The organism is Pseudomonas sp. K8 (assembly GCF_014889455.1).
GTDB lineage: Bacteria > Pseudomonadota > Gammaproteobacteria > Pseudomonadales > Pseudomonadaceae > Aquipseudomonas > Aquipseudomonas veronii.
In genome coordinates, this window is sequence record NZ_VJWO01000010.1 from 105,796 (window position 1) to 126,422 (window position 20,627).

Genomic DNA, 20,627 nt, shown 5'->3' on the forward strand with positions numbered 1-20,627 from the left:
TGCCTCAAAAAAAAAGCGTATCTGGGCTGGAATCTAGCGGGCAAATCTTTAATGCGCCAGGTAATTCTGTCCGGGGGGTCAGACCAATCCGCTTTGCAGCGCCAGGTCCCAGGGCGGCACTGGGCTGAAGCGCGATTTCAGGTATTCGAGCAACAAGCGGCTACGTGCGTTCGGCTGTTGTTCCAGGCGCAGCGCATAGATGCCGGTGGTTTCCGGGCTGGGCAGGCCGTTTTCGCAAAACAGGGGCAAGAGTTCGCCGCGGACCAGGTATTCACTCGCCAGCCAGGTGGGCAGGTGCGCGATACCCAGGCCGGCCAGGGCGCCGGAGAGCAGGGCTTCGGCGTTGTTGGCGCTCATGCGGATGCGTTGCGGGCGATAGGTGGCGCGACGCCCGTCCAGTTCGAAGCGCCAGGCGAACATCGGCGCCAGGCCATCCCAGTCCAGGCCGTCGTGTTCGCTGAGGTCTCGCGGATGGGTCGGCGTGCCACGGTTTTTCAGGTAGGCCGGGCTGGCACAGGCAATTCGCACGATGCTGGCCAGCGGCGTGGCGATCAGCCGGGTGTCGACGATATGCCCGGCACGCAGCACCAGATCGACCTGGCCCAGGTGCGCGCCCTGCATGTCCACGAAGCTGTCGATCAAATGCAGGTGTACATCCAGCCCCGGGTAGACATTCAGGAAGTCGGCGATCACCGGCGCCAGATGCCGTCGACCGAACGCCGCCGGTGCGTCCACGCGAATCAAGCCTTCTGGCGCATGGCTCAAGGACACCGCTTCCGCCCGCGCCAATTGCAACTCGGTGACGATGCGCCGCGCGCGTTCGGCGAACGCCAGGCCGGCCGGTGTCGGCAGCACCGCGTGGGTGCTGCGCTGGAACAAGCGGCTGCCCACCGAGCTTTCCAGGCTGTCGATACGCCGGGCCACGGCGGAGGGCGTCAGCGGATGGCGACGCGCGGCGGCAGAAAAACTGCCGGTTTCCAGCACATCGAGAAACAGGCTGAGTTGGTCGGTGAGGATATGCGGGTTCATCGGTCGACGCTTATGCGGGATTGGCACAGCCATTGTGCGTTGCTGTGCGTATCCGCGCCAGAGCGGACTGCGTAGCATGCAAGGCTTGGGATTGTGGAGTAATGCGTGGTGTTGGATTTAGCGATGTACTTGGTTATGGGCGCGGCATTGGGCACGGTGGGCGGCCTGTTCGGCATTGGCGGCGGGTTGATTGCCATCCCGGTGCTCGGCGTGCTGTTCGGCCTCGATCAGCAGATCGCCCAAGGCACCGCGCTGGTGATGGTGGTGCCCAACGTGATGCTCGCGCTGTGGCGTTATCACCAGCGTAATCGCATTGAACTGCGCCACGCGCTGCCGCTGGGGGTGATGGGCTTCAGCTTTGCCTGGCTCGGCTCGATCTGGGCCGTGGGCCTGGACGCCGGCGCGATGCGTGTCGGCTTTATCGCATTTCTGCTGGCGCTGTCGGCCTACAACCTGCTGCGCATGTTCACCCGCAATGCGCCGCCGACGGCACAGATGCGCCATGCCTGGCCGTGGCTCGGGGTGTTGGGCGCGGGCTCCGGCTCTATGGGCGGTTTGTTCGGTGTCGGTGGTGCGGGGGTCGCCACGCCGGTGCTGACCAGTGTGTTCGGCACCACCCAGGTGGTGGCCCAAGGCTTGTCCCTGGCCTTGGCGCTGCCCAGCACCGGGGTGACTCTTGTCACTTACGCCTGGCACCACGAAGTGGACTGGATGATCGGCATCCCCCTGGCGGTCGGTGGCCTGCTCAGCATCAGTTGGGGTGTAAAAGTTGCCCACGCTCTGCCGGAGCGCCTGTTGCGCGGTTTGTTCTGCGGTTTCCTGGTGGTGTGCGCCGTGATGCTGATGTTTAAGGTTTGAAACCGTCGATGATGTACTCCGCCAGGCATTCGGTGATAGGTGACGTCATCAGCGGGTTGCGTAACAAGCGCAGATTCATCGACGGCAAGGGTGGGAAACCCTCGTCACTGCCGAGCACGCGCAGGTCATCCGTCACCAGGCTTTCCATGCTGACCATCACTGCCAGGCCGGCGCTGACCACGGCCTGGATCGCCGCCCCGTTGGTGCTGTTGTAGGCCAGGCGATAATTGCGCCCGACGGTATCCAGTGAGGTACGCGCCCACTGGGTGTAAAGGCAATCGGCGCCGGACATCGCCAGTGGCAGGGCGTCGTGCTCGTCCACGCAGAAACACGGCGCCGCGGCCCACACCACGCGCTCGGTGCGCAACAGCTCGCCGATATCATTGCCGGGTTCGCGGCTGATCACCGTCAACGCCAGATCCCGCCGTTGCATCAGCACGGTGGATGCTTCGCAGTGCATCTCGATTTGGATCAACGGGTAGGCCTTGGAAAACTGTTTGAGAATCCCCGGCAGGAAGCGCATCACATAGTCGTCCGGGGTGCCGATGCGTACCAGCCCGACCATATGCGGTTCTCGCAGGGTGTTGAACACCTCGCTGTGCAGTTTCAGGATGCGCCGCGCATACCCCAGCAGCACCTGGCCCTCCGGCGTCAGCCGCACTTGGCGGCCGTCGCGCTCGAACAGTTTGCGCTGCAGCACGTCTTCTTCCAGGCGCTTCATCTGCATGCTGACCGCCGATTGGGTGCGGTTGACCTGCTCGCCGGCGCGGGTAAACCCACCCTGGTCGGCGATGGCGACGAAGGTGCGCAGCACGTCGGTGTCGATGCTTGGGTAGGCGGCCAATTGATCAATTCCTGAGATGTATTTCATAAGAAACATTCGTTGGATTGATCATAGCCGCCGGCACACACTCGCGTCATCCCCAAGGGAGGGCGAGAAGATGAAAGGTCAAACAGGTTGTGCAGGATGGACGAAGCGGCCGCTTTCCGGGCTGTTCCAAGCGATTGCGCGGTGGCAGGTATTGCGGTACGAGCGTCGGTTAGTGGCCACGCTGAGCGATGCGGCGCTCAAGGATATCGGGCTGAGTCGCGCTGATGTGGAGCACGAAACCCATTGGCATTTCTGGGAAGACCCACTGCGAAAATGACCGAGGATGCAGTAGGGTGGTCGGTACGTTCATACGGAGATGTCCATGCCCGCCGACCTGTCGTTTTCCCTCAAGCAAGCGCGCCGCATGGCACTGGCCGCCCAGGGCTTTTCCGGGCGCCAGGCGCCTGCATTGATCAAGGCCACACACCTCAACCGCTTGATCGACCGCCTGGGCGTGCTGCAGATCGATTCGGTCAATGCCGTGGTGCGCTCCCATTACCTGCCGTTGTTTTCCCGCCTGGGTCAGTACGCCCCGTCACTGCTTGAGCAGGCGGCCTGGAGCCAGGGCCGACAGCGTTCGTTGTTCGAGTATTGGGGGCATGAGGCCTCGTTGTTGCCGATGGCGCTGTACCCCTTGATGCGCTGGCGCATGGAGCGGGCAAGACAAGGGCAGGGGATCTACGCGCAGATGGCGCGTTTTGGTCGCGAGCAGCAGGCCATCATCCAGCGCGTGTTGAACACTGTCGAACAACAGGGCGCCCTGGGTGCAGGCAGTCTGTCGACCCGCGCCGAGCGCGCCGGCCCGTGGTGGGACTGGAGCGATGAAAAGCACGCGCTGGAATGGCTGTTCGCCGCTGGCCTGGTCACGGTTGCCGGTCGGCGCGGGTTCGAGCGGCTCTATGATTTGCCCGAGCGCGTGATCCCCGGCGACCGGCTGCACCAGGCGCCGTTGAGCGAGGCCGAGGCTCAGCGCGGTTTGCTGCTGCACAGTGCGACTGCGCTGGGTGTGGGCAGCGAAAAAGATCTGCGCGATTATTTCCGCCTGGAGCCTGCCGACACTCGCAGCCGTTTGGCCGAGCTGGTCGAAGACGGCCAATTGCTGATGTGCCGCGTGCAGGGCTGGAAGCAGCCGGCCTACTGCCTGCCGGAGCCGAAAGTACCGCGCAAGGTGCCGGCCAGCGCGCTGTTGTCGCCGTTCGATTCGCTGATCTGGGAGCGCAGCCGCACCGAACGGCTGTTCGATTTCCGTTATCGGCTGGAGATTTATACGCCGCAGGACAAGCGGGTGTACGGCTACTACGTGCTGCCGTTTCTGCACAACGAGCGGATCGCCGCGCGCGTCGACCTGCGTGCCGAACGCGCCCACGGCCGCCTGGCCGTGCATGCGGTGCATGAAGAAACGCCGGGGCTGGACGAGGAGGGGATGTGCGCGCTGGCGCTGAACTTGCGGCAAATGGCCGATTGGCTGGGGCTCGAACAGGTGCAGCTCAATTGCCCACGGCCGAGTGCCGACCGATTAAGGGCGGCGATGCTCACATCACGGTAGGCCCGAGCTTGCTCGCGCCTACCGAATGGTGTCACCGTTTTACTTGCTTCAACGTCTCGGCGATCAGGAACGCCAGCTCCAGCGACTGATCGGCATTCATCCGCGGGTCGCAGTGGGTGTGGTAGCGGTCCGACAAGCCATCTTCGGTGATCGGCCGCGCGCCGCCGATGCATTCGGTGACGTTCTGCCCGGTCATCTCGATATGAATCCCGCCGGCATAGGTGCCTTCGGCCTCGTGTACCTGGAAGAATTCCTTCACCTCGCCGAGGATCTGCGCAAAGTCGCGGGTCTTGTAGCCGCTGCTGGCCTTGATGGTGTTGCCGTGCATCGGGTCGGAGCTCCACAGCACCTGTTTGCCCTCACGCTGCACGGCGCGAAGCAGCGCCGGCAGGTGGTCGCCGACCTTGTTGGCGCCCATGCGCGCGATCAGGTTCAAGCGGCCGGGGTCGTTGTCCGGGTTGAGGATGTCGATCAGGCGGATCAGGTCATCCGGGTTCATGCTCGGGCCGACCTTGACCCCGATCGGGTTGTGTACCCCGCGCAGGAACTCGACGTGGGCGCCGTCCAACTGACGGGTGCGATCGCCGATCCACAGCATGTGGGCCGAGCAGTCGTAGTAGTCGTTGGTCAGGCTGTCGCGGCGCACGAAGGCTTGTTCGTAGTTGAGCAGCAGCGCTTCGTGGGCGGTGAAGAAGCTGGTTTCGCGCAGTTGCGGCGAGCTGTCCATGCCGCAGGCGCGCATGAAGGCCAGGGTTTCGTCGATACGGTTCGCCAACTGGCTGTACTTCTCGGCCAGTGCGGAGTTGGCGATGAAGTCCAGGTTCCACTTGTGTACCTGGTGCAGGTCGGCAAACCCGCCCTGGGCGAACGCGCGCAGCAGGTTAAGGGTGGCGGTGGACTGGTGGTAGGACTGCAGCAGGCGGTCGGGGTCCGGCACGCGGCTTTTTTCGTCGAAGCCGATGCCGTTGACGATATCGCCACGGTAGGCCGGCAAGGTGACGCCATCGATGGTTTCATCGTTGGACGAGCGCGGCTTGGCGAACTGGCCGGCCATGCGCCCGACTTTCACCACCGGGCAGCCCGCGGCGAAGGTCATCACGATAGCCATCTGCAGCAGCACCTTGAAGGTGTCGCGGATTTTTGCGGCGGAGAACTCGGCAAAACTCTCGGCGCAGTCGCCGCCTTGCAGCAGGAAGGCGCGACCCTGGGTCACCTCGGCAAACTGGCGGCGCAACTCGCGGGCCTCCCCGGCAAATACCAGCGGCGGGTAGCTGGCCAGGCTCTGCTCCACCTGTAACAGGTGTGCAGCGTCCGGGTACTGGGGTTGTTGCTGGATCGGCAGGGCGCGCCAGCTGTCGGGGCTCCAGGGTTGGCTCATCGTGGACTCGATAGGGTGATTGACGGTCGGGCGCCAATGTTATCAGCAATTAGTGCGTGACCTGTTGCCGCCGGTTGGCCGACAATCGCGCCTTTGCCCTGGGGTGAACCCGTTAGGAGTTGTAGATGAGCGAGGAGCGTGTCGAGCGCCTGCTGGCCGAGGTCCATGATGACTTCGGCATGATCCGCGTGCTCGAAGTGGCCGATTACCGTTTTCTCGAGTTTGGCGACGCCATCGAGCAAAGCTGCGTGTTCACCGCCGACCCGAGCTGGCTGGAGTACGACTACACCCGTGCGATGCTGATCGGTGCGTTGTGCCACGAGCAGCCGGAAAGCGCGTTGTTCCTCGGCCTGGGCGCCGGCACGCTGACCCAGGCGTGCCTCAAGTTCCTGCCGCTGGAGGATGTCGAAGCCATCGAGCTGCGCCCCGAAGTGCCGCGCCTGGCCATTGAGTTCCTGGGGCTGGACGACGATCCGCGCCTGTACATCCGCATTGGCGACGCCCTGGAATTGCTCGAGACCGCCGAAACGGCCGACCTGATCTTCGTCGACCTGTACACCGATGTCGGCCCCGGCGTCGGGCACCTGGCCTGGACCTTCCTGGAAAACTGCCAGAAGAAACTCAACCCCGGCGGTTGGCTGGTGATCAACCAGTGGGCCACCGACGACGGCAAGCCGTTGGGTGCGGCCCTGCTGCGCGGGTTGTATCACCGGCATTATTGGGAGCTGCCGGTGAAGGAGGGCAATGTGATCCTGCTGGTGCCTTCGGAGTTGGATCAGGTGCTGGACGCTGCGGCGCTCTCGGCCCGCGCCGAAGCGCTGGCACCGCGATTGGGCTATTCGTTGCAGCCATTGATCAAGGCGATTCGGCCGGCAACCTAGTTGTCTGAACGGGCGTCATCGCGAGCAAGCCCATTCCCACATTTGACCGAGCACATCCTGAAGGAATGCGGTCGATATGGGCGCGGGCTTGCTCGCGATGACTGCGGCACGGCCAACTCAAATTCCCCTGAATACCCCCGGGCGCTTCTCGAGCATGGCGCGCACGCCTTCCTTGGCGTCTTCGCTGTTGAACAATTGCGCGACCAGCGGCGGTAACGCCGCGGCCGCGACAGCTTCGCCCTCCAAGCGCGCCAGGCGGGCCGACATCAACGTGGCTTGCACGCCGAGGGGCGCCTGGCGCGCGATGCGGCTGGCCAGTTCGATGGCGCGCGGCAGCAGGTCTTCGCTGGCCATCACTTCCTGCACCAACCCCAGACGCAGGGCTTCGTGGGCATCGAACTCATCGCCGGTGAGCAGCCAGCGCATGGCGTTGCCCCAGCCTGCTATTTGATGAAAGCGCAACGTCGCACCGCCAAATGGAAAGATCCCACGTTGTACTTCCATCTGCGCGAAGCGGGTGTTGCTCGCGCAGAGATTGATATCCGCCGCCAACATCAACTCGATGCCAAGGGTCAGGCAGTAGCCCTGAGCGGCGACGATCACCGGTTTGCCGACCCGAGGGCCGGCGAACACGCCCCAGGGATCGCAGCCCCCCGGTGGCGGTTGCCAGCCTCCGGCCATCACTGCGCTGACGTTGGCCAGGTCCAGCCCGGCGGTGAAGTGGTCGCCGTGGGCGAACACCACGGCCACCCGCGCATCGTCGTTTCGATCAAATTCGCCATAGGCCAGGCTCAGTGCGTTGAGCAGATCCAGGTCAAAGGCATTGCGCTTGGCGACCCGATCCAGGCCCAACAACAGGACATGACCCAGGAGTTCACGGCTGACGAGGCTGCTGCTGGCTTGATTCATCGGGTGTGCCCTCGGGCGCAGTAAGGGGTTTCGGACCAAAGGGGCCGAGTGTGCGGATGAACCGTTTAAGCGTTTCAGCCAATAGGGCCGGGCACTTGAAAAATAGACCCTGGAGCCCATCTGCGCAAAGGCGGTGACGCAGTGCGGTTTATCGGTGCTTTGCGATAAAAAAAGCTCCCTTTTTCAGCTATTTCCGGTATAGTGCGCGCCGGCCTTTAACCGGGCCGCGTTTAGGTAGCGCAATTCCCCGAAGTCAGCTTCGGCTGCACGTCCGCACAGCGGACTCTTCCTTGACGAATCTTTTTCATTCATTCGTTTTCGCAAATCCCCGCCGACAAAGCAGCCAGGGCGACTCTTGAGTCTCAACACGGCATGCGCAGCTTTGGAGCATGGGTCTTTGCGGATGCACTTAGAGGCAGACCCATGACCCAGGAAACCGGCGGCTTCGCCGCTTTTAATCTTAACCCGAACATTCTTGCTGCCGTCATTGCGACTGGCTACGAAGAACCTTCGGCGATTCAGCAGCAATCGATCCCGATCATCATGGCCGGCCACGACATGATTGGCCAGGCGCAAACCGGTACCGGTAAAACCGCCGCGTTCGCCCTGCCTATCCTGCACTGCATCGATCCTGCCAAGCGCGAACCGCAAGCCCTGATCCTGGCGCCAACTCGTGAGTTGGCGCTGCAAGTAGCAACCGCTTTTGAAACCTACGCCAAGCAAATGCCAGGCGTAACCGTTGTGGCCGTCTACGGCGGCGCGCCGATGGGCCCGCAACTCAAGGCTATCCGTAATGGCGCACAGATCGTTGTCGCCACTCCGGGTCGTCTGTGCGACCACCTGCGTCGTGACGAGAAAGTCCTGTCGACCGTGAACCACCTGGTTCTGGACGAAGCTGACGAAATGTTGAAGCTGGGCTTCATGGATGACCTGGAAGTCATCTTCAAGGCACTGCCACCGACCCGTCAGACCGTGCTGTTCTCGGCCACCCTGCCGCAGTCGATCCGTGCCATTGCCGAACGCCACCTGCGCGATCCGCAACACGTGAAGATCCAGACCAAGACTCAGACCGTTACCGCGATCGAACAGGCTCACCTGTTGGTTCACGCTGACCAGAAGACCTCGGCTGTATTGAGCCTGCTGGAAGTCGAAGACTTCGACGCGCTGATCATGTTCGTGCGTACCAAGCAAGCGACCCTGGACCTGGCCAGTGCCCTCGAAGCCAAAGGCTACAAAGCCGCTGCGCTGAACGGTGACATCGCCCAGAACCAACGTGAGCGCGTGATCGACTCCCTCAAGGATGGCCGTCTGGACATCGTTGTAGCGACCGACGTAGCTGCTCGTGGTCTCGACGTTCCACGTATCACCCACGTGTTCAACGTTGACATGCCTTACGATCCAGAGTCCTACGTTCACCGTATCGGCCGTACCGGCCGTGCGGGTCGCGAAGGTCGCGCACTGCTGCTGGTGACGCCGCGTGAGCGCCGCATGCTGCAAGTGATCGAGCGTGTGACCGGTCAGAAGGTTGCCGAAGTCCGCCTGCCGGATGCCCAGGCCGTTCTCGATGCACGCATCAAGAAACTGACCAACAGCCTGTCGCCACTGGTGGCTGACGCTGAATCGACCCACGGCGACCTGCTGGACCGCCTGACCGCCGATATCGGTTGCACCCCACGTGCCCTGGCTGCAGCCCTGCTGCGCAAAGCTACCAACGCTCAGGCCTTGACCCTGGCAGCCATCGAGAAAGAACGCCCACTGGTACCGAACAACGCGCCACGCGGTGATCGTCCAGAGCGTTCCGGTGACCGTCCTGAGCGTGGTGATCGTGAGCGTCGCGCTCCGGTGCCATTGGCTGAAGGTCGTGCTCGCTGCCGTACCGCGCTGGGCGCGCGTGACGGTATCGCGGCCAAGAACCTGCTGGGCGCTATCCTCAACGAGGGTGGCCTGGCACGTGAAGCCATCGGTCGCATCCAGGTCCGTGACAGCTTCTCCCTGGTGGAGCTGCCGGAAGACGGTCTGGAAAAACTGCTGACCAAGCTGAAAGACACACGCGTTGCCGGTAAGCAGCTCAAGCTGCGTCGCTACCGCGAAGATTGATCCGCCCCTGGGCTGATTGATCGCACCTAAAAAATCCCCGACTGGTTCGGGGATTTTTTTTGCCCGGCAATTGGCGCGGATCGTCGTGGGGTGGTCGGCCATAACGGTCAGCTACTGATCTTATTGGGTTTAGGAAAAGTCTGAGTTTCTGAGCGGCCTTTCTGGCAGCCGGCTTTGCGTAAAGTTTTTACTATCAAGTGACGGGGGGGGCGGATAAACCTGAGTTGCATCGCTCAAGGGTAAAAAACGCTCTCAATCTGCTCTCGTCAGTTGTTCAAGTTGGAAAGGTTCGCTTGTAACCGTGTCGAGGGATAGGCGCCGGGCTTGACGGCTATTGATTGATTTTTCCAGAAAGGAGCTGTGGCTGTTATGCGTATTAGTAATTCACAGTTGTTTCCACAAACAATGCCTGAGCCTGCGACTTATCCTCCCAGCCAACCGCCTGTTAATCAGGCGAGAGAGCCAGCGCGCGAGCACGGTTTGCCATGGACCGAGCGCGCACTCGCTTCGGATGCCGCGGCTGCTCGTTCAAGAAGAAATACGCGATCCATGCCTGTAGCGTCTGCGACCACGACGTCAACGCTTAATAAAGTCAGCGATCCAAAACTGGAAATCAAGAAGGTAGCCACATCGCCCAATGGGTTGTATGGCCTGAGTTACTCGCTGTCCGCGCCTGGCGCTGGGTTGAGTAACATTACGTTTCCAATGAGTATCGACGAAGGCCTTCAACGAAAAGGAAGCAAGGACGCAGGGATTTATTATGCGATGCAGTTTGGCGTCAATGATGCGCAAGGTCGGCCTCTTGGCCGTGGCTATATTGGGATGCAGCCGCGCGGGGATGGCAAGGCGCTGATTGTGTTTTCTGGAAACGGTGAGCATTTCAAAGCGCCACAAGGCCGCCCCGAGTTTGATGGGGGAAAAGGCGCCAGTAACAGCACCTTGGTAGATTTTAAATTTGGGAATAAATATAACCTCACGGTAGAACGAGATCCTGAGGATGCCCATAAGTTGAGGGGGTTTATTCAGGACGTTACCGATGCCGACATGCCGGGCCCCAAGCAGCATGTCAAAGATATTTATGTCGATCAGAAGTTTGCCTTGGCTGGCAGAGACAGAGGCTTCGTCGAACATTACGGCGCGAAAATAGACCGAAGTTCGCAGATCGCACCTACTCGCGGTAGTTTCTCCGCCCCCTTTACTACAGACGATAAGGGCAATGTCAGGGTGGGTGAAATCAAGAGTGATGGGCTCTATGGCCGGTACAAGAACTCGATGGTGGGACTGCAGCGGGTGATCAGCGAAGCGGGTAAAGGTAAGGAAATACAATTCTCTTTTCAGGGCGCAGGTTATGCGAAGAAAGCCTGAAGGCGCTGTTGATAGAGCCTGAGTAAGCGTTTCAACGCTACGCCTGTTGGAGTTGCGCCCCTTGAAAATGTTGGCGATGCAAAAACCCGGAAGGCCCACGCAGGTGAGGATATCCGGGTTTTCTTCTTGGGCCGCGCTCGCTTTACGGGCGGCCCTCAATCTGGGTTTGCCCGCGCATCGGGATGTGCGTCAGCCGAAGCGGTAGATGTCCATGCCCAGCGCGCCCATGGTGAAGCCTTGGTGCGCCACGCTGAAGTCGCCGCCGGCACCCCGCGCAAAGTAGAGCGGCAGTAAATGTTCATCACTGGGATGGCTGCGCACGGCGTTGGGCGCCTGGCGGCGATAATCGTGCAGCGCGGCTTCGTCGTTGGCGGCAAGCTTGTCCACCATCCAGTCACGAAACGCCCGCGCCCACGGCTCGATGCTTTCGGACCCGGCGTGCCAATCCAGTTCGCCGAGGTTGTGGGTGATGCTGCCGGAGCCGATCAGCAACACGCCTTGTTCGCGCAGGCTGGCGAGGGCGTGTCCGACCCGGGTCTGCAGGGCAGGGCCCATACGGCTGGGCAAGGACACCTGCACCACCGGGATATCCGCGGCCGGGTACATCAGCGACAGCGGCACCCAGGCGCCGTGGTCGAAGGGACGGCGCTCATCGATGCGCGCATTCAAGCCATCGGCGTGCAGCAACTCGACAATGTCGCGCGCCAATTGCGGGTCGCCCGGCGCCGGGTATTGCACGGCAAACAACTCGGCCGGAAAGCCGCCGAAGTCATGCCAGGTTTCCGGTGCGGCGTTGCCGCTGACCAGCAATTCCTGACTTTCCCAATGCGCCGACACCACCACAATCGCCTTCGGCCGTGGCAGTTCAGCTGCCAGGCGCTGCAGAGCCGGGCCGCTGGCGCCGGGTTGCAGGGCGAGCATGGGCGAACCATGGGAGATAAACAGAGTGGGGAGCATTAGAAGGGCCCTCAGGGTTAACATGGCCCATCTTCAACCAGATCAATGATCTAAATCTAATATAAGTTTTAGCGCCTTTTGATCGAATTTTTAGGGTGATGTATGGATTCTCAGTTTTGGCGGGAGCGCTGGGCGCGTAATCAGATCGGTTTTCACTTGCGCGAGGTCAACCCGTATCTGCAACGGCACTGGCCGCAGTTGGCGGTCGCGCAGGGGGCAAAGGTGCTGGTGCCCTTGTGTGGCAAAAGCCTGGATCTGGTGTGGCTGGCCGGTCAAGGCTGTCGCGTGCTCGGGGTAGAACTGTCGGAGCAGGCGGTTGAGGCATTCTTCAGTGAGCAGGGGCTGACACCGCATATCAGCCAACGTGGCGTGTTCAAGGTGTACCAGGCGGATGTGATCGAGGTGTGGTGCGGTGATTTCTTCGCGCTGGACGCGCAGGCGCTGCTCGATTGCACGGCGCTTTATGATCGCGCGGCGTTGATCGCCTTGCCGCCGCTGATGCGGGCGCGCTACACCGAGCACCTCAATACGCTTCTGGGGCCGGGTTGCAAGGGGTTGCTGATTACCCTCGACTACGACCAGACGCAAAAGGCCGGCCCACCGTTTGCGGTGACCGATGATGAGGTGAAGGCGCTGCTGGGGGCGCACTGGGCCCTCGAAGTGCTTGAGGAGCAGGACGTTTTGGGTGAGAGCTGGAAGTTCGTTCAGGACGGCGTAACCCGGCTGGAAGAGCGAGTCTACCGACTCACGAAGCGCTGAGTCCTGGGCGGGCAAGGCGCCCACAAAAAAGGGGCGATCAGATCGCCCCTTTCCGTGTCGCCGCCAAGCGGTCAGCCGCGACGACGCAGTGCGTCAATCCGCTCTTCCAGCGGCGGGTGGCTCATGAACATGCGTGCCAGGCCCTGCTTGATGCCGCCGTTGATGCCAAACGCGGTCAGGCTGTCCGGCATATGCACCGGCAGGCCCTGTTCGGAGCGCAGGTGCTGCAAGGCTGCAATCATCGCCCCGGTGCCGGCCAGGCGGGCACCGGCTTCGTCCGCGCGAAATTCCCGTTTGCGCGAGAACCACATCACGATCGCGCTGGCCAGGAAGCCCAGCACCAGTTCAGCGAAGATGGTTGCCACGTAGTAGGCAATGCCGCGGCCTTCTTCGTTCTTGAAGATCACCTTGTCGACGAAGTTGCCGATGATCCGCGCGAAGAACATCACGAAGGTGTTCACCACGCCCTGGACCAGCGCCAGGGTGACCATGTCACCGTTCGCCACATGGCCGATCTCGTGGGCCAGCACCGCCTTGACTTCATCGTAGGAGAAGCGCTCCAGCATGCCCTGGCTCACCGCAACGAGCGCGTCGTTCTTGTTCCAGCCGGTGGCAAAGGCGTTGGCTTCATAGGCCGGGAAGATCCCGACCTCCGGCATCTTGATACCGGCCTCGCGGGACAACTGTTCGACGGTCTGCAGCAACCATTGCTCATGCCGGGTGCGTGGCTGAGTGATGACCTGGGTGCTGGTGCTCATCTTCGCCATCCACTTGGAGATGAACAGCGAGAACAGCGAGCCGGCAAAACCAAAGACCGCACAGAAGATCAGCAGCTGATTGAGGTTCAGATCAACCCCGTTGGCCGCCATGAACCCGTTGAAGCCGAAAAGGCTCAGGGTGATGCTGGCAATCAGCACGACCGCCAGGTTGGTGGCCAAGAACAGCAGGATGCGCATCATGGTTGTAGAGTTCTCCTCATGCTAAATATGTCGCGTACTGCGGGGTATATAAGGTGCGACATGGGGTGATTCAACCGAGCGACTATTTCAAACTGTGTCCTACAGCCTGAATGTAGAGTCTTGAAGGGAATTTCCCACCTGTATTGCCCCGCTTGATCAGCCTCCTGTTGCCTCGCGGCCCTTTGATTATAAGGGGCACGCGCTGGGAGAGGGGCAAACGCAGTGCGGAGCGGGGCAATGGGCAGAGAAGTGTTGCCAGATACTCGCTGTACGACCAGATCCCGGTCGTACAGCGTAATAGTCGTTACTGGCGATAGGACTTGAGGAAGTTGCCGATGCGACCGATGGCCATGTCCAGGTCATCCACACGCGGCAAGGTCACCACGCGGAAGTGATCCGGCCACGGCCAGTTGAACGCGGTGCCTTGCACCACCAGCAGCTTTTCCGACAGCAGCAGGTCGAGCACGAACTTCTCGTCGTTGAGGATCGGGCAGACTTTCGGGTCGATGCGTGGGAAGGCGTACAGCGCGCCCATCGGCTTCACGCAACTGACGCCGGGAATGTCGTTGAGCAATTCCCAGGTGCGGTTGCGTTGTTCCAACAGGCGGCCCTGAGGCAGCAGCAGATCGTTGATGCTCTGGTAACCGCCCAGCGCAGTCTGGATCGCGTGCTGGCTCGGTACGTTGGCGCACAGGCGCATATTGGCCAGCATGTCGATGCCTTCAATGTAGCTCTGGGCGTTGTGCTTGGGCCCGGAGATGGCGACCCAGCCGGAGCGGAAACCCGCCACGCGGTAGGACTTGGACAAGCCGTTGAAGGTCAGGCAGAGCAGGTCCGGCGCGAGGGAGGCGGTGCAGATGTGGACGGCGTCGTCGTAGAGGATCTTGTCGTAGATCTCGTCGGAGAACACCACCAGGTTGTGCTGGCGCGCCAGCTCGAGCATGCCCAGCAGCACTTCCCGCGAGTACACGGCGCCGGTCGGGTTGTTCGGGTTGATGATGACCAGCGCCTTGGTGTTCGGGGTGATCTTGGCCTTGATGTCGGCCAGGTCCGGGAACCAGTCGGCGCCTTCGTCGCACAGGTAGTGTACCGGGCGGCCACCGGCCAGGGTCACCGCGGCGGTCCACAGCGGGTAGTCCGGCGCCGGCACCAGCACTTCGTCGCTATTGTTGAGCAAGGCCTGCATCGACATCACGATCAGTTCGGACACGCCGTTGCCCAGGTAGATGTCCTCGATGCCGACACCTTCGACCTGCTTCTGCTGGTAATACTGCATCACCGCCTTGCGCGCACTGAACAGGCCTTTGGAATCGCTGTAGCCCTGGGCGGTGGGCAGGTTGCGGATCACGTCCTGGAGGATTTCGTCCGGCGCTTCGAAACCAAAGGGCGCCGGGTTGCCAATGTTCAGCTTGAGGATGCGATGGCCTTCCTCTTCCAGGCGCTTGGCGTGCTTGAGCACCGGGCCGCGAATGTCGTAGCAGACGTTGGCGAGCTTGTTCGATTTGCTGACCTGCATGGCGATGTGATCCTGAAAATGAACGATCCAGACGGTGCGGAGCCTACCGTGCTGAGAATCCTGCGTTGGTCGCACCCATAAATACGTTTGAATGCCGCTAACGCGGGTGCCAGACTGCCGGGTTGAAGAGGCGCAATCATACGTGCCGCCTGATCCCTGGAAAAGACACAGATCAGGGTTTTTCAGTTGCCGAGGTGTACTGATGGAAAAGCTGCAGAAAACCATTGATGAATGGAAAGCGATGCTCGATCCGGAGCAATACAACGTGTGCCGCCTGAAGGGCACCGAACGGCCGTTTTCCGGCAAGTACAATGCCACCAAGACCGACGGCGTATATCACTGCATCTGCTGCAATGAGCCGCTGTTCGACTCTACCACCAAGTTCGATTCCGGCTGCGGCTGGCCCAGCTTCTACGCACCGATCGCCGACAGCGCGATGATCGAGATCCGCGATGTCAGCCACGGCATGATCCGCACCGAAGTCACCTGTGCCAAGTGCGACGCGCACCTGGGGCATGTGTTCCCGGATGGCCCGCCGCCGACCGGCCTGCGCTATTGCATCAACTCGGTGTGCCTGGACCTCGTGCCGCGCTGAGCCTGAGTCGCCCCTGCGTCTTGCGCGGGGGCGATGTATACCGGGCTATCAGTTTGATCAATTCAATTGCACGCAATTGAATTGCTCGCTATGTTTTTCCTTCTTTCTCCTTATCCGAGGCATTGCCATGAGCGACAACCTGCTGAGCATCCCTTGCACCACCATCAAGGGTGAGCAAAAGACCTTGGCCGATTTTGCCGGCAAGGCCATTCTCGTGGTCAACACTGCCAGCAAATGCGGCTTCACCCCGCAGTACAAGGGCCTGGAGCAACTCTGGCAGCAGTACAAGGACCAGGGCCTGGTGGTGCTGGGGTTTCCGTGCAACCAGTTCGGCAAGCAGGAACCGGGCAACGAAGGCGCGATTGCCGAGTTCTGCGAGCTGAATTTCGGCGTCAGCTTCCCGTTGTTCAAGAAGATCGACGTCAATGGCGGCGCTGCCCACCCGCTGTTCGTGCAGTTGAAAAAACGCGCGCCGGGCCTGCTGGGCTCCAAGGGCATCAAGTGGAATTTCACCAAGTTCCTCATCGGTCGCGACGGCCAGGTGGTCAAGCGCTTTGCGCCAACCACCAAGCCCCAGGAGTTGACCCAAGAGATTGAAGCCCTGCTCAAATGACCGACCTGCCCACCGTGTCCCTGGCGCTGGACAACCAGCTGTGTTTCAAGCTCTACGCCGCATCGCGCGCGGTGACCCGCGCCTATAAACCGATGCTTGACCAGTTGGGCCTGACCTACCCGCAATATGTGGTGATGCTGGTGTTGTGGGAATGGCACCACGCGACGCCGCCCCAGCCCACGGTAAAGGCCCTGGGCGAGCGCTTGATGCTCGATTCGGGCACGCTGACGCCGCTGCTCAAGCGCCTGGAGCAGCTTGGGTTAGTGAGACGCCAGCGCAGCGCGCAGGATGAACGCGAAGTGCATTTGAGCCTGAGCCACGCCGGGGTGCAGTTGCGCGGCCAGGCCCATCAATTGAAAACCCGCTTACTGTGCGACAGCGGTGTCGACCTCAACCAGGCCGATGCCTTGCGCGAGGGGTTGGACCAATTGCTCGCGCAGATCAGAGACTTGTCGTCTTAGGCACCCACAGGTCCAGCAGCGCATTGAGTTCTTCGCGGCGAAACGGCTTGGCCAGGTAGTCATTCATCCCCGCCGCCCGGCAACGCTCGCGTTCTTCCGACAGCGCGTTGGCGGTCAGGGCGACAATGGGCAGGTCCGGCCAGCGCCCGCTGCGACGAATCTGCCGACTGGCCTCGTAGCCATCCATCACCGGCATGTTGCAGTCCATCAACACCATGTCGAAGTGCTGTTCTTCGAGGAACTTGAGCGCTTCGCCACCATGGGCGGCGACGATCACTTCGCAGCCCAACTTGCTGAGCATGCCCTTGGCCACCAGTTGATTGACCGGGTTGTCCTCCACCAGCAGGATGCGTGCCCGGTGGACCAGGGGCGTGGCATCGAGTGCGATCGGGTCGAGGATCAAGTGCGCGTCGCTGCGCAGATTACGTTGCAGGATCTGGTACAGCGCGTTGCGGCTCAAAGGGCGCGCCTGTTGCTGCAACGGCGCCAGGGCCGCGACTTCCTCACTGGGCATGAAATTGCCATAGGCGGTCACCAGCAGGATCGGCGCCGTGATGGCCGGGCGCAGGCGAAACAGGCACTCCGGGCAGTCTGTGATCAGCAAGTCGGGTTTTTTCCCGCTCAAGTCCTCATCGATAGAATAGCAATGCACTGTCAGCCCCCAGTGAGGTAGCAGGGTGCTGAGCAGCTCCGCCAGGCCGCTGTCGGCACTGGTGATTGCAATGACTTCGCCCGTCAGCGGCGCGAGCCGGGGCGCAGGTAAATGGGCGGGCAGCGGCAGGTCGGCGCAGAACTGGCTGCCGAAGCCGACTTCCGAACTGATGCTCAGCCGACCGTGCATCGCCTCGCACAGGTTATGGGTCAGCGCCAGGCCCAGGCCGGTGCCGCCAAACTGGCGGGTGATGCCCGCGCCAGCCTGGGTGAACGGCTGGAAGATCTTCACCTGCGCGTCCTGGGCAATGCCGATCCCGGTGTCGCACACTTCGATTTTTACTCGGCCATCCTGGGCGCTGAGGCGCACATCCACGCGGCCGAAGCGCGTGAACTTCAAGGCGTTGGACAGCAGGTTACTGACGATCTGCCGCACACGTGTCGGGTCGCCGAGCACCTGCGCCGGGAACTGCGGGTTGATCAGGCACGTCAGTTCGACACTCGGCGCGGCGTTCTGCGATAACAGGTTGGCGGTGTCTTCCACCAGCGCGCCGAGGTCGAACGGGATGTGCTCCAGCTCCAACTGGCCCGCGTCGAACTTGGACAGGTCGAGGATATCGTTGAGCAGTTCCACCAGCACCTTGCCGGAGTCATGGGCGATCGACAGTTGCTGGCGCTGCTCGGCGTTGAGCGGGCTGTCCAGCGACAGCGCGATCATGCCCAGCAACCCATTGAGCGGCGTGCGGATTTCGTGACTCATATTGGCCAGGAACGCCGCCCGCGCCTGAGCCATGCCCAGCGCGTTCATTCTTGCTGCTTCCAACTCATCGTTGGACTGGCTCAAGCGCTGGTTGCTGGCCTTGAGCTCCAGCGTGCGCGCCGAGACGATGTTTTCCAGTTGTCCCAGGTACTCGGTGAGGCGGTCCTCGGCGTGACGGCGCTGCTGGATCTCGGTTTCCAGGGTGTCGAATTGCTGGTTGGCCATGTTGACCAGCACGCCGATTTCATCGTGCTCGTGCCCCGGCGGGCAATCCAGGCGTGTCTGCCTGCGCGTGCTCAGCTCGCGAATGATGCGTACCAGCGGTTGGGTCAGCATCACATAGAACAGGCCCAGCAGGATCCCGGTCAGCAGCAGGCTGCGCACAAACCCGTTGATCAGGGTGACCTCGGCACGGTGCAGGAAGCGGCTACCAAAGGCGTAGGTGTCTACGTCGAGGCGCAGCACGCCAAGGGATTCATTGGGCATATGGCTGAGGAACAGCCGGTCTTCAAACTGGCGGTTGGCGCCGAACAGGAAATCGCTGACGGGCCGGTAGGGGCTTTCCTTGCGCGGCCGTCCGACGTCGGCCAGTACCACGCCGTTGTTGTCGGTCAACCGCGCCTGAATGATGGCGGGGGAGTGCAACAGGCCGAGGGTCAGCTCCTGGGCCAACTCGGCGTCGATGTTGTAGGCGATGCGCGACGCCGGGTTATGGCTGATTTCAATCAGCGAACGAATTTCACGGTTGATGGATGCGTCTTCGCTGGCATAATCAATGCCGATCTGGATCAGGCTGAGCAAGGTTCCCAAGACGAAACCGACCAGCACAGTCAATCTGGCTTGTTTATAAGACAAGCGGTGGGCGAACTTGATATCCATCGAGTGTTGAACCACTTCACGTTTCCCTTCGCCCGGCAAGCATAGCTGAACATCCACAGGTTCAGGCTTGCCCGGCACGAATCGTCAGTTTTAGAGGTGCAGCCCGGAGCGCTCGGCCGCAGGGTTGCCAATACGCCATCTTTTACAAGAACTTGCCAGAGGAATAGTCGTGGATTCTCGATTGAATGCCTTTCTTGAGCGCGCCGATGCCGTACTCGCGCGCCTGGAACCCCTGTTGCCAGCCCCGCGCCAAACCATCGACTGGAACCAATGCATTGCGGCCCGTTGGCAGCGTGAGGGTCGCAGCGGCTTCCTGCTGCCGCTGGAGGTCAGCCTGGACATGCGCCTGTCCGACCTGATCGGTGTGGACAAGCAGCGTGAAACATTGGCGCGCAACACCCAACAGTTCCTCGATGGCCTGCCCGCCAACCATGCGCTGCTGTGGGGCTCGCGCGGCACGGGGAAATCGTCGATGGTGCGCGCCTTGCTCGCCCAGCACGCCAGCGCCGGTTTGCGCTTGATCGAAATCGAACGCGATCACCTCGCCGACCTGCCGCGTGTGGTCGAACAACTGCTCAAGCTGCCGCAGCGTTTCATTCTGTTCTGCGATGACCTGTCGTTCGAGGCCGGTGAAGGCGATTACCGCGTGCTCAAGAGCGTGCTGGACGGCTCACTGGAACAGGCGCCGGAAAACGTGCTGCTGTATGCCACGTCCAACCGTCGTCACCTGGTGCCGGAAAACCAGAGCGACAACGATAACTGGAAACGCGTGGATGGCGAGCTGCACCCGAGTGAGGCGGTGGAAGACAAGATCGCCTTGTCCGATCGTTTTGGCCTGTGGCTGTCGTTCTACCCATTCACTCAGGAACATTTCCTGAACGTGGTGGAACACTGGATCGGCGAGCTGGCGCGCAAGGCCGGCCTGCAGTGGCAGCGTGATGAAGACCTCGATATCCTCGCCGTGCGCTGGGCCACCGGGCGTGGCAACCGCAACGGCCGTTGCGCGTATCAATTCGCCCGTTACTGGGTGGGCCTCAAATTGCTGGAGCGTCAACCATGATCGATTTGCAGCAGGCCGGCAGCGGTCTGGATGGCTATGCCATGTTGTGTGCGCAGTTGGAGTCGCTGCTGGCCGATGAGCGCGATTTCATCGCCAACAGCGCGCAGTTCTCTGCGTTTTTGTTCAATCAGTTGGGTGACTTGAACTGGGCCGGTTTCTACCTCAACCGTCACGAAGAGTTGGTGTTGGGGCCGTTCCAGGGGCAGATCGCGTGTGTACGCATTCCGTTCGGGCGTGGCGTGTGCGGTGCGGCGGCCGCGTCGCGCCAGACCCAGCGGGTGGAAGATGTGCATGCGTTCCCGGGGCATATCGCCTGTGACAGTGCATCGAACAGTGAACTGGTGGTGCCGCTGGTCAAGGATGGCCGACTGATTGGCGTCCTCGACCTCGACAGCCCGTCGCTGGCCCGGTTTACCGCGCAAGACCAGGTTGGTATCGAGCAGTTGGCGGCGATTTTCCTGCGCCTGACCGACTGCTGACCGA

The 20,627-nt window shown here is 61.5% G+C and carries 20 protein-coding genes; 12 read left to right on the forward strand and 8 right to left on the reverse strand.

Features of this window, described 5'->3' with window-relative positions; all coding sequences use genetic code 11:
• Positions 1 to 78: 78 nt before the first annotated feature.
• Positions 79 to 1,029, reverse strand: coding sequence for a LysR family transcriptional regulator (locus tag INT12_RS10215; RefSeq protein WP_193058840.1), 951 nt, complete (start codon positions 1,027 to 1,029; stop codon positions 79 to 81).
• A gap of 108 nt (positions 1,030 to 1,137) precedes the next feature.
• On the opposite strand from INT12_RS10215, the gene INT12_RS10220 reads away from it, so the two are divergent.
• The gene (locus tag INT12_RS10220; protein WP_193058841.1) at positions 1,138 to 1,887 is read left to right on the forward strand and encodes a sulfite exporter TauE/SafE family protein; all 750 of its coding nucleotides are present in this window, start codon (positions 1,138 to 1,140) and stop codon (positions 1,885 to 1,887) included.
• Here INT12_RS10220 and INT12_RS10225 read toward each other — a convergent pair.
• The gene (locus INT12_RS10225; protein ID WP_032805034.1) at positions 1,877 to 2,758 is read right to left on the reverse strand and encodes a LysR family transcriptional regulator; all 882 of its coding nucleotides are present in this window, start codon (positions 2,756 to 2,758) and stop codon (positions 1,877 to 1,879) included. The two genes, INT12_RS10220 and INT12_RS10225, sit on opposite strands and share 11 nt — an antisense overlap.
• Before the next feature lie 70 nt (positions 2,759 to 2,828).
• On the opposite strand from INT12_RS10225, the gene INT12_RS10230 reads away from it, so the two are divergent.
• Entirely contained in the window at positions 2,829 to 3,035 is a 207-nt protein-coding gene (locus INT12_RS10230; protein ID WP_169885167.1) for a DUF1127 domain-containing protein, read from the forward strand.
• A 45-nt stretch (positions 3,036 to 3,080) separates the two neighbouring features.
• Positions 3,081 to 4,304, forward strand: coding sequence for a winged helix-turn-helix domain-containing protein (locus INT12_RS10235; RefSeq protein ID WP_193039859.1), 1,224 nt, complete (start codon positions 3,081 to 3,083; stop codon positions 4,302 to 4,304).
• 31 nt (positions 4,305 to 4,335) lie between these two features.
• On the opposite strand, the gene INT12_RS10240 is transcribed toward INT12_RS10235, so the two are convergent.
• Complete coding sequence (locus INT12_RS10240) at positions 4,336 to 5,682, reverse strand: class II 3-deoxy-7-phosphoheptulonate synthase (protein WP_017849509.1); 1,347 nt, start codon at positions 5,680 to 5,682, stop codon at positions 4,336 to 4,338.
• A gap of 125 nt (positions 5,683 to 5,807) precedes the next feature.
• Here INT12_RS10240 and INT12_RS10245 point away from each other — a divergent pair, with 125 nt between their 5' ends.
• Positions 5,808 to 6,563 carry a spermidine synthase gene (locus INT12_RS10245; protein WP_193039858.1) on the forward strand — a complete coding sequence of 252 codons (756 nt, stop codon included), beginning with the start codon at positions 5,808 to 5,810 and terminating at the stop codon, positions 6,561 to 6,563.
• Between the two features lie 117 nt (positions 6,564 to 6,680).
• Here the strand turns inward: INT12_RS10245 and INT12_RS10250 are convergent, their stop codons facing one another.
• Positions 6,681 to 7,472: a crotonase/enoyl-CoA hydratase family protein gene (locus INT12_RS10250; RefSeq protein WP_017849507.1), complete on the reverse strand. Its 792-nt coding sequence runs from the start codon at positions 7,470 to 7,472 to the stop codon at positions 6,681 to 6,683.
• 423 nt (positions 7,473 to 7,895) lie between these two features.
• Here INT12_RS10250 and INT12_RS10255 point away from each other — a divergent pair, with 423 nt between their 5' ends.
• Together INT12_RS10255 and INT12_RS10260 are read left to right on the forward strand one after the other, a co-directional pair.
• On the forward strand, positions 7,896 to 9,569 hold the full coding sequence (locus INT12_RS10255) for a DEAD/DEAH box helicase (RefSeq protein ID WP_017849506.1): 1,674 nt from the start codon (positions 7,896 to 7,898) through the stop codon (positions 9,567 to 9,569).
• A gap of 369 nt (positions 9,570 to 9,938) precedes the next feature.
• On the forward strand, positions 9,939 to 10,934 hold the full coding sequence (locus INT12_RS10260) for a hypothetical protein (protein ID WP_226926105.1): 996 nt from the start codon (positions 9,939 to 9,941) through the stop codon (positions 10,932 to 10,934).
• A gap of 189 nt (positions 10,935 to 11,123) precedes the next feature.
• On the opposite strand, the gene INT12_RS10265 is transcribed toward INT12_RS10260, so the two are convergent.
• Positions 11,124 to 11,891, reverse strand: coding sequence for a DODA-type extradiol aromatic ring-opening family dioxygenase (locus INT12_RS10265; RefSeq protein ID WP_104903642.1), 768 nt, complete (start codon positions 11,889 to 11,891; stop codon positions 11,124 to 11,126).
• Positions 11,892 to 11,993: 102 nt separating this feature from the next.
• Here INT12_RS10265 and INT12_RS10270 point away from each other — a divergent pair, with 102 nt between their 5' ends.
• On the forward strand, positions 11,994 to 12,650 hold the full coding sequence (locus INT12_RS10270) for a thiopurine S-methyltransferase (protein ID WP_046486434.1): 657 nt from the start codon (positions 11,994 to 11,996) through the stop codon (positions 12,648 to 12,650).
• A gap of 71 nt (positions 12,651 to 12,721) precedes the next feature.
• Here the strand turns inward: INT12_RS10270 and htpX are convergent, their stop codons facing one another.
• The gene (htpX, locus tag INT12_RS10275; protein WP_017849408.1) at positions 12,722 to 13,609 is read right to left on the reverse strand and encodes a protease HtpX; all 888 of its coding nucleotides are present in this window, start codon (positions 13,607 to 13,609) and stop codon (positions 12,722 to 12,724) included.
• 304 nt (positions 13,610 to 13,913) lie between these two features.
• The gene (locus tag INT12_RS10280) at positions 13,914 to 15,125 is read right to left on the reverse strand and encodes a pyridoxal phosphate-dependent aminotransferase (protein WP_017849409.1); all 1,212 of its coding nucleotides are present in this window, start codon (positions 15,123 to 15,125) and stop codon (positions 13,914 to 13,916) included.
• A gap of 202 nt (positions 15,126 to 15,327) precedes the next feature.
• Between INT12_RS10280 and msrB the strand changes: the two genes are divergently transcribed.
• The 3 genes from msrB (at position 15,328) to INT12_RS10295 (ending at position 16,794) form a co-directional block, all read left to right on the forward strand.
• On the forward strand, positions 15,328 to 15,720 hold the full coding sequence (msrB, locus tag INT12_RS10285) for a peptide-methionine (R)-S-oxide reductase MsrB (protein ID WP_017849410.1): 393 nt from the start codon (positions 15,328 to 15,330) through the stop codon (positions 15,718 to 15,720).
• Between the two features lie 127 nt (positions 15,721 to 15,847).
• The gene (locus tag INT12_RS10290; RefSeq protein ID WP_017849411.1) at positions 15,848 to 16,333 is read left to right on the forward strand and encodes a glutathione peroxidase; all 486 of its coding nucleotides are present in this window, start codon (positions 15,848 to 15,850) and stop codon (positions 16,331 to 16,333) included.
• Positions 16,330 to 16,794: a MarR family winged helix-turn-helix transcriptional regulator gene (locus tag INT12_RS10295; protein ID WP_046384229.1), complete on the forward strand. Its 465-nt coding sequence runs from the start codon at positions 16,330 to 16,332 to the stop codon at positions 16,792 to 16,794. The genes INT12_RS10290 and INT12_RS10295 overlap by 4 nt, the downstream gene beginning before the upstream one ends.
• Here the strand turns inward: INT12_RS10295 and INT12_RS10300 are convergent.
• A complete protein-coding gene (locus INT12_RS10300; protein WP_193039857.1) occupies positions 16,775 to 19,084 on the reverse strand; it encodes a response regulator in 2,310 nt (769 codons plus the stop codon). The genes INT12_RS10295 and INT12_RS10300 overlap by 20 nt on opposite strands.
• 169 nt (positions 19,085 to 19,253) lie before the next feature.
• Here INT12_RS10300 and INT12_RS10305 point away from each other — a divergent pair, with 169 nt between their 5' ends.
• Both INT12_RS10305 and INT12_RS10310 read left to right on the forward strand, forming a co-directional pair.
• On the forward strand, positions 19,254 to 20,144 hold the full coding sequence (locus tag INT12_RS10305) for an ATP-binding protein (RefSeq protein WP_193039856.1): 891 nt from the start codon (positions 19,254 to 19,256) through the stop codon (positions 20,142 to 20,144).
• The gene (locus INT12_RS10310) at positions 20,141 to 20,623 is read left to right on the forward strand and encodes a GAF domain-containing protein (protein WP_193039855.1); all 483 of its coding nucleotides are present in this window, start codon (positions 20,141 to 20,143) and stop codon (positions 20,621 to 20,623) included. The genes INT12_RS10305 and INT12_RS10310 overlap by 4 nt, the downstream gene beginning before the upstream one ends.
• Positions 20,624 to 20,627 lie beyond the last annotated feature (4 nt).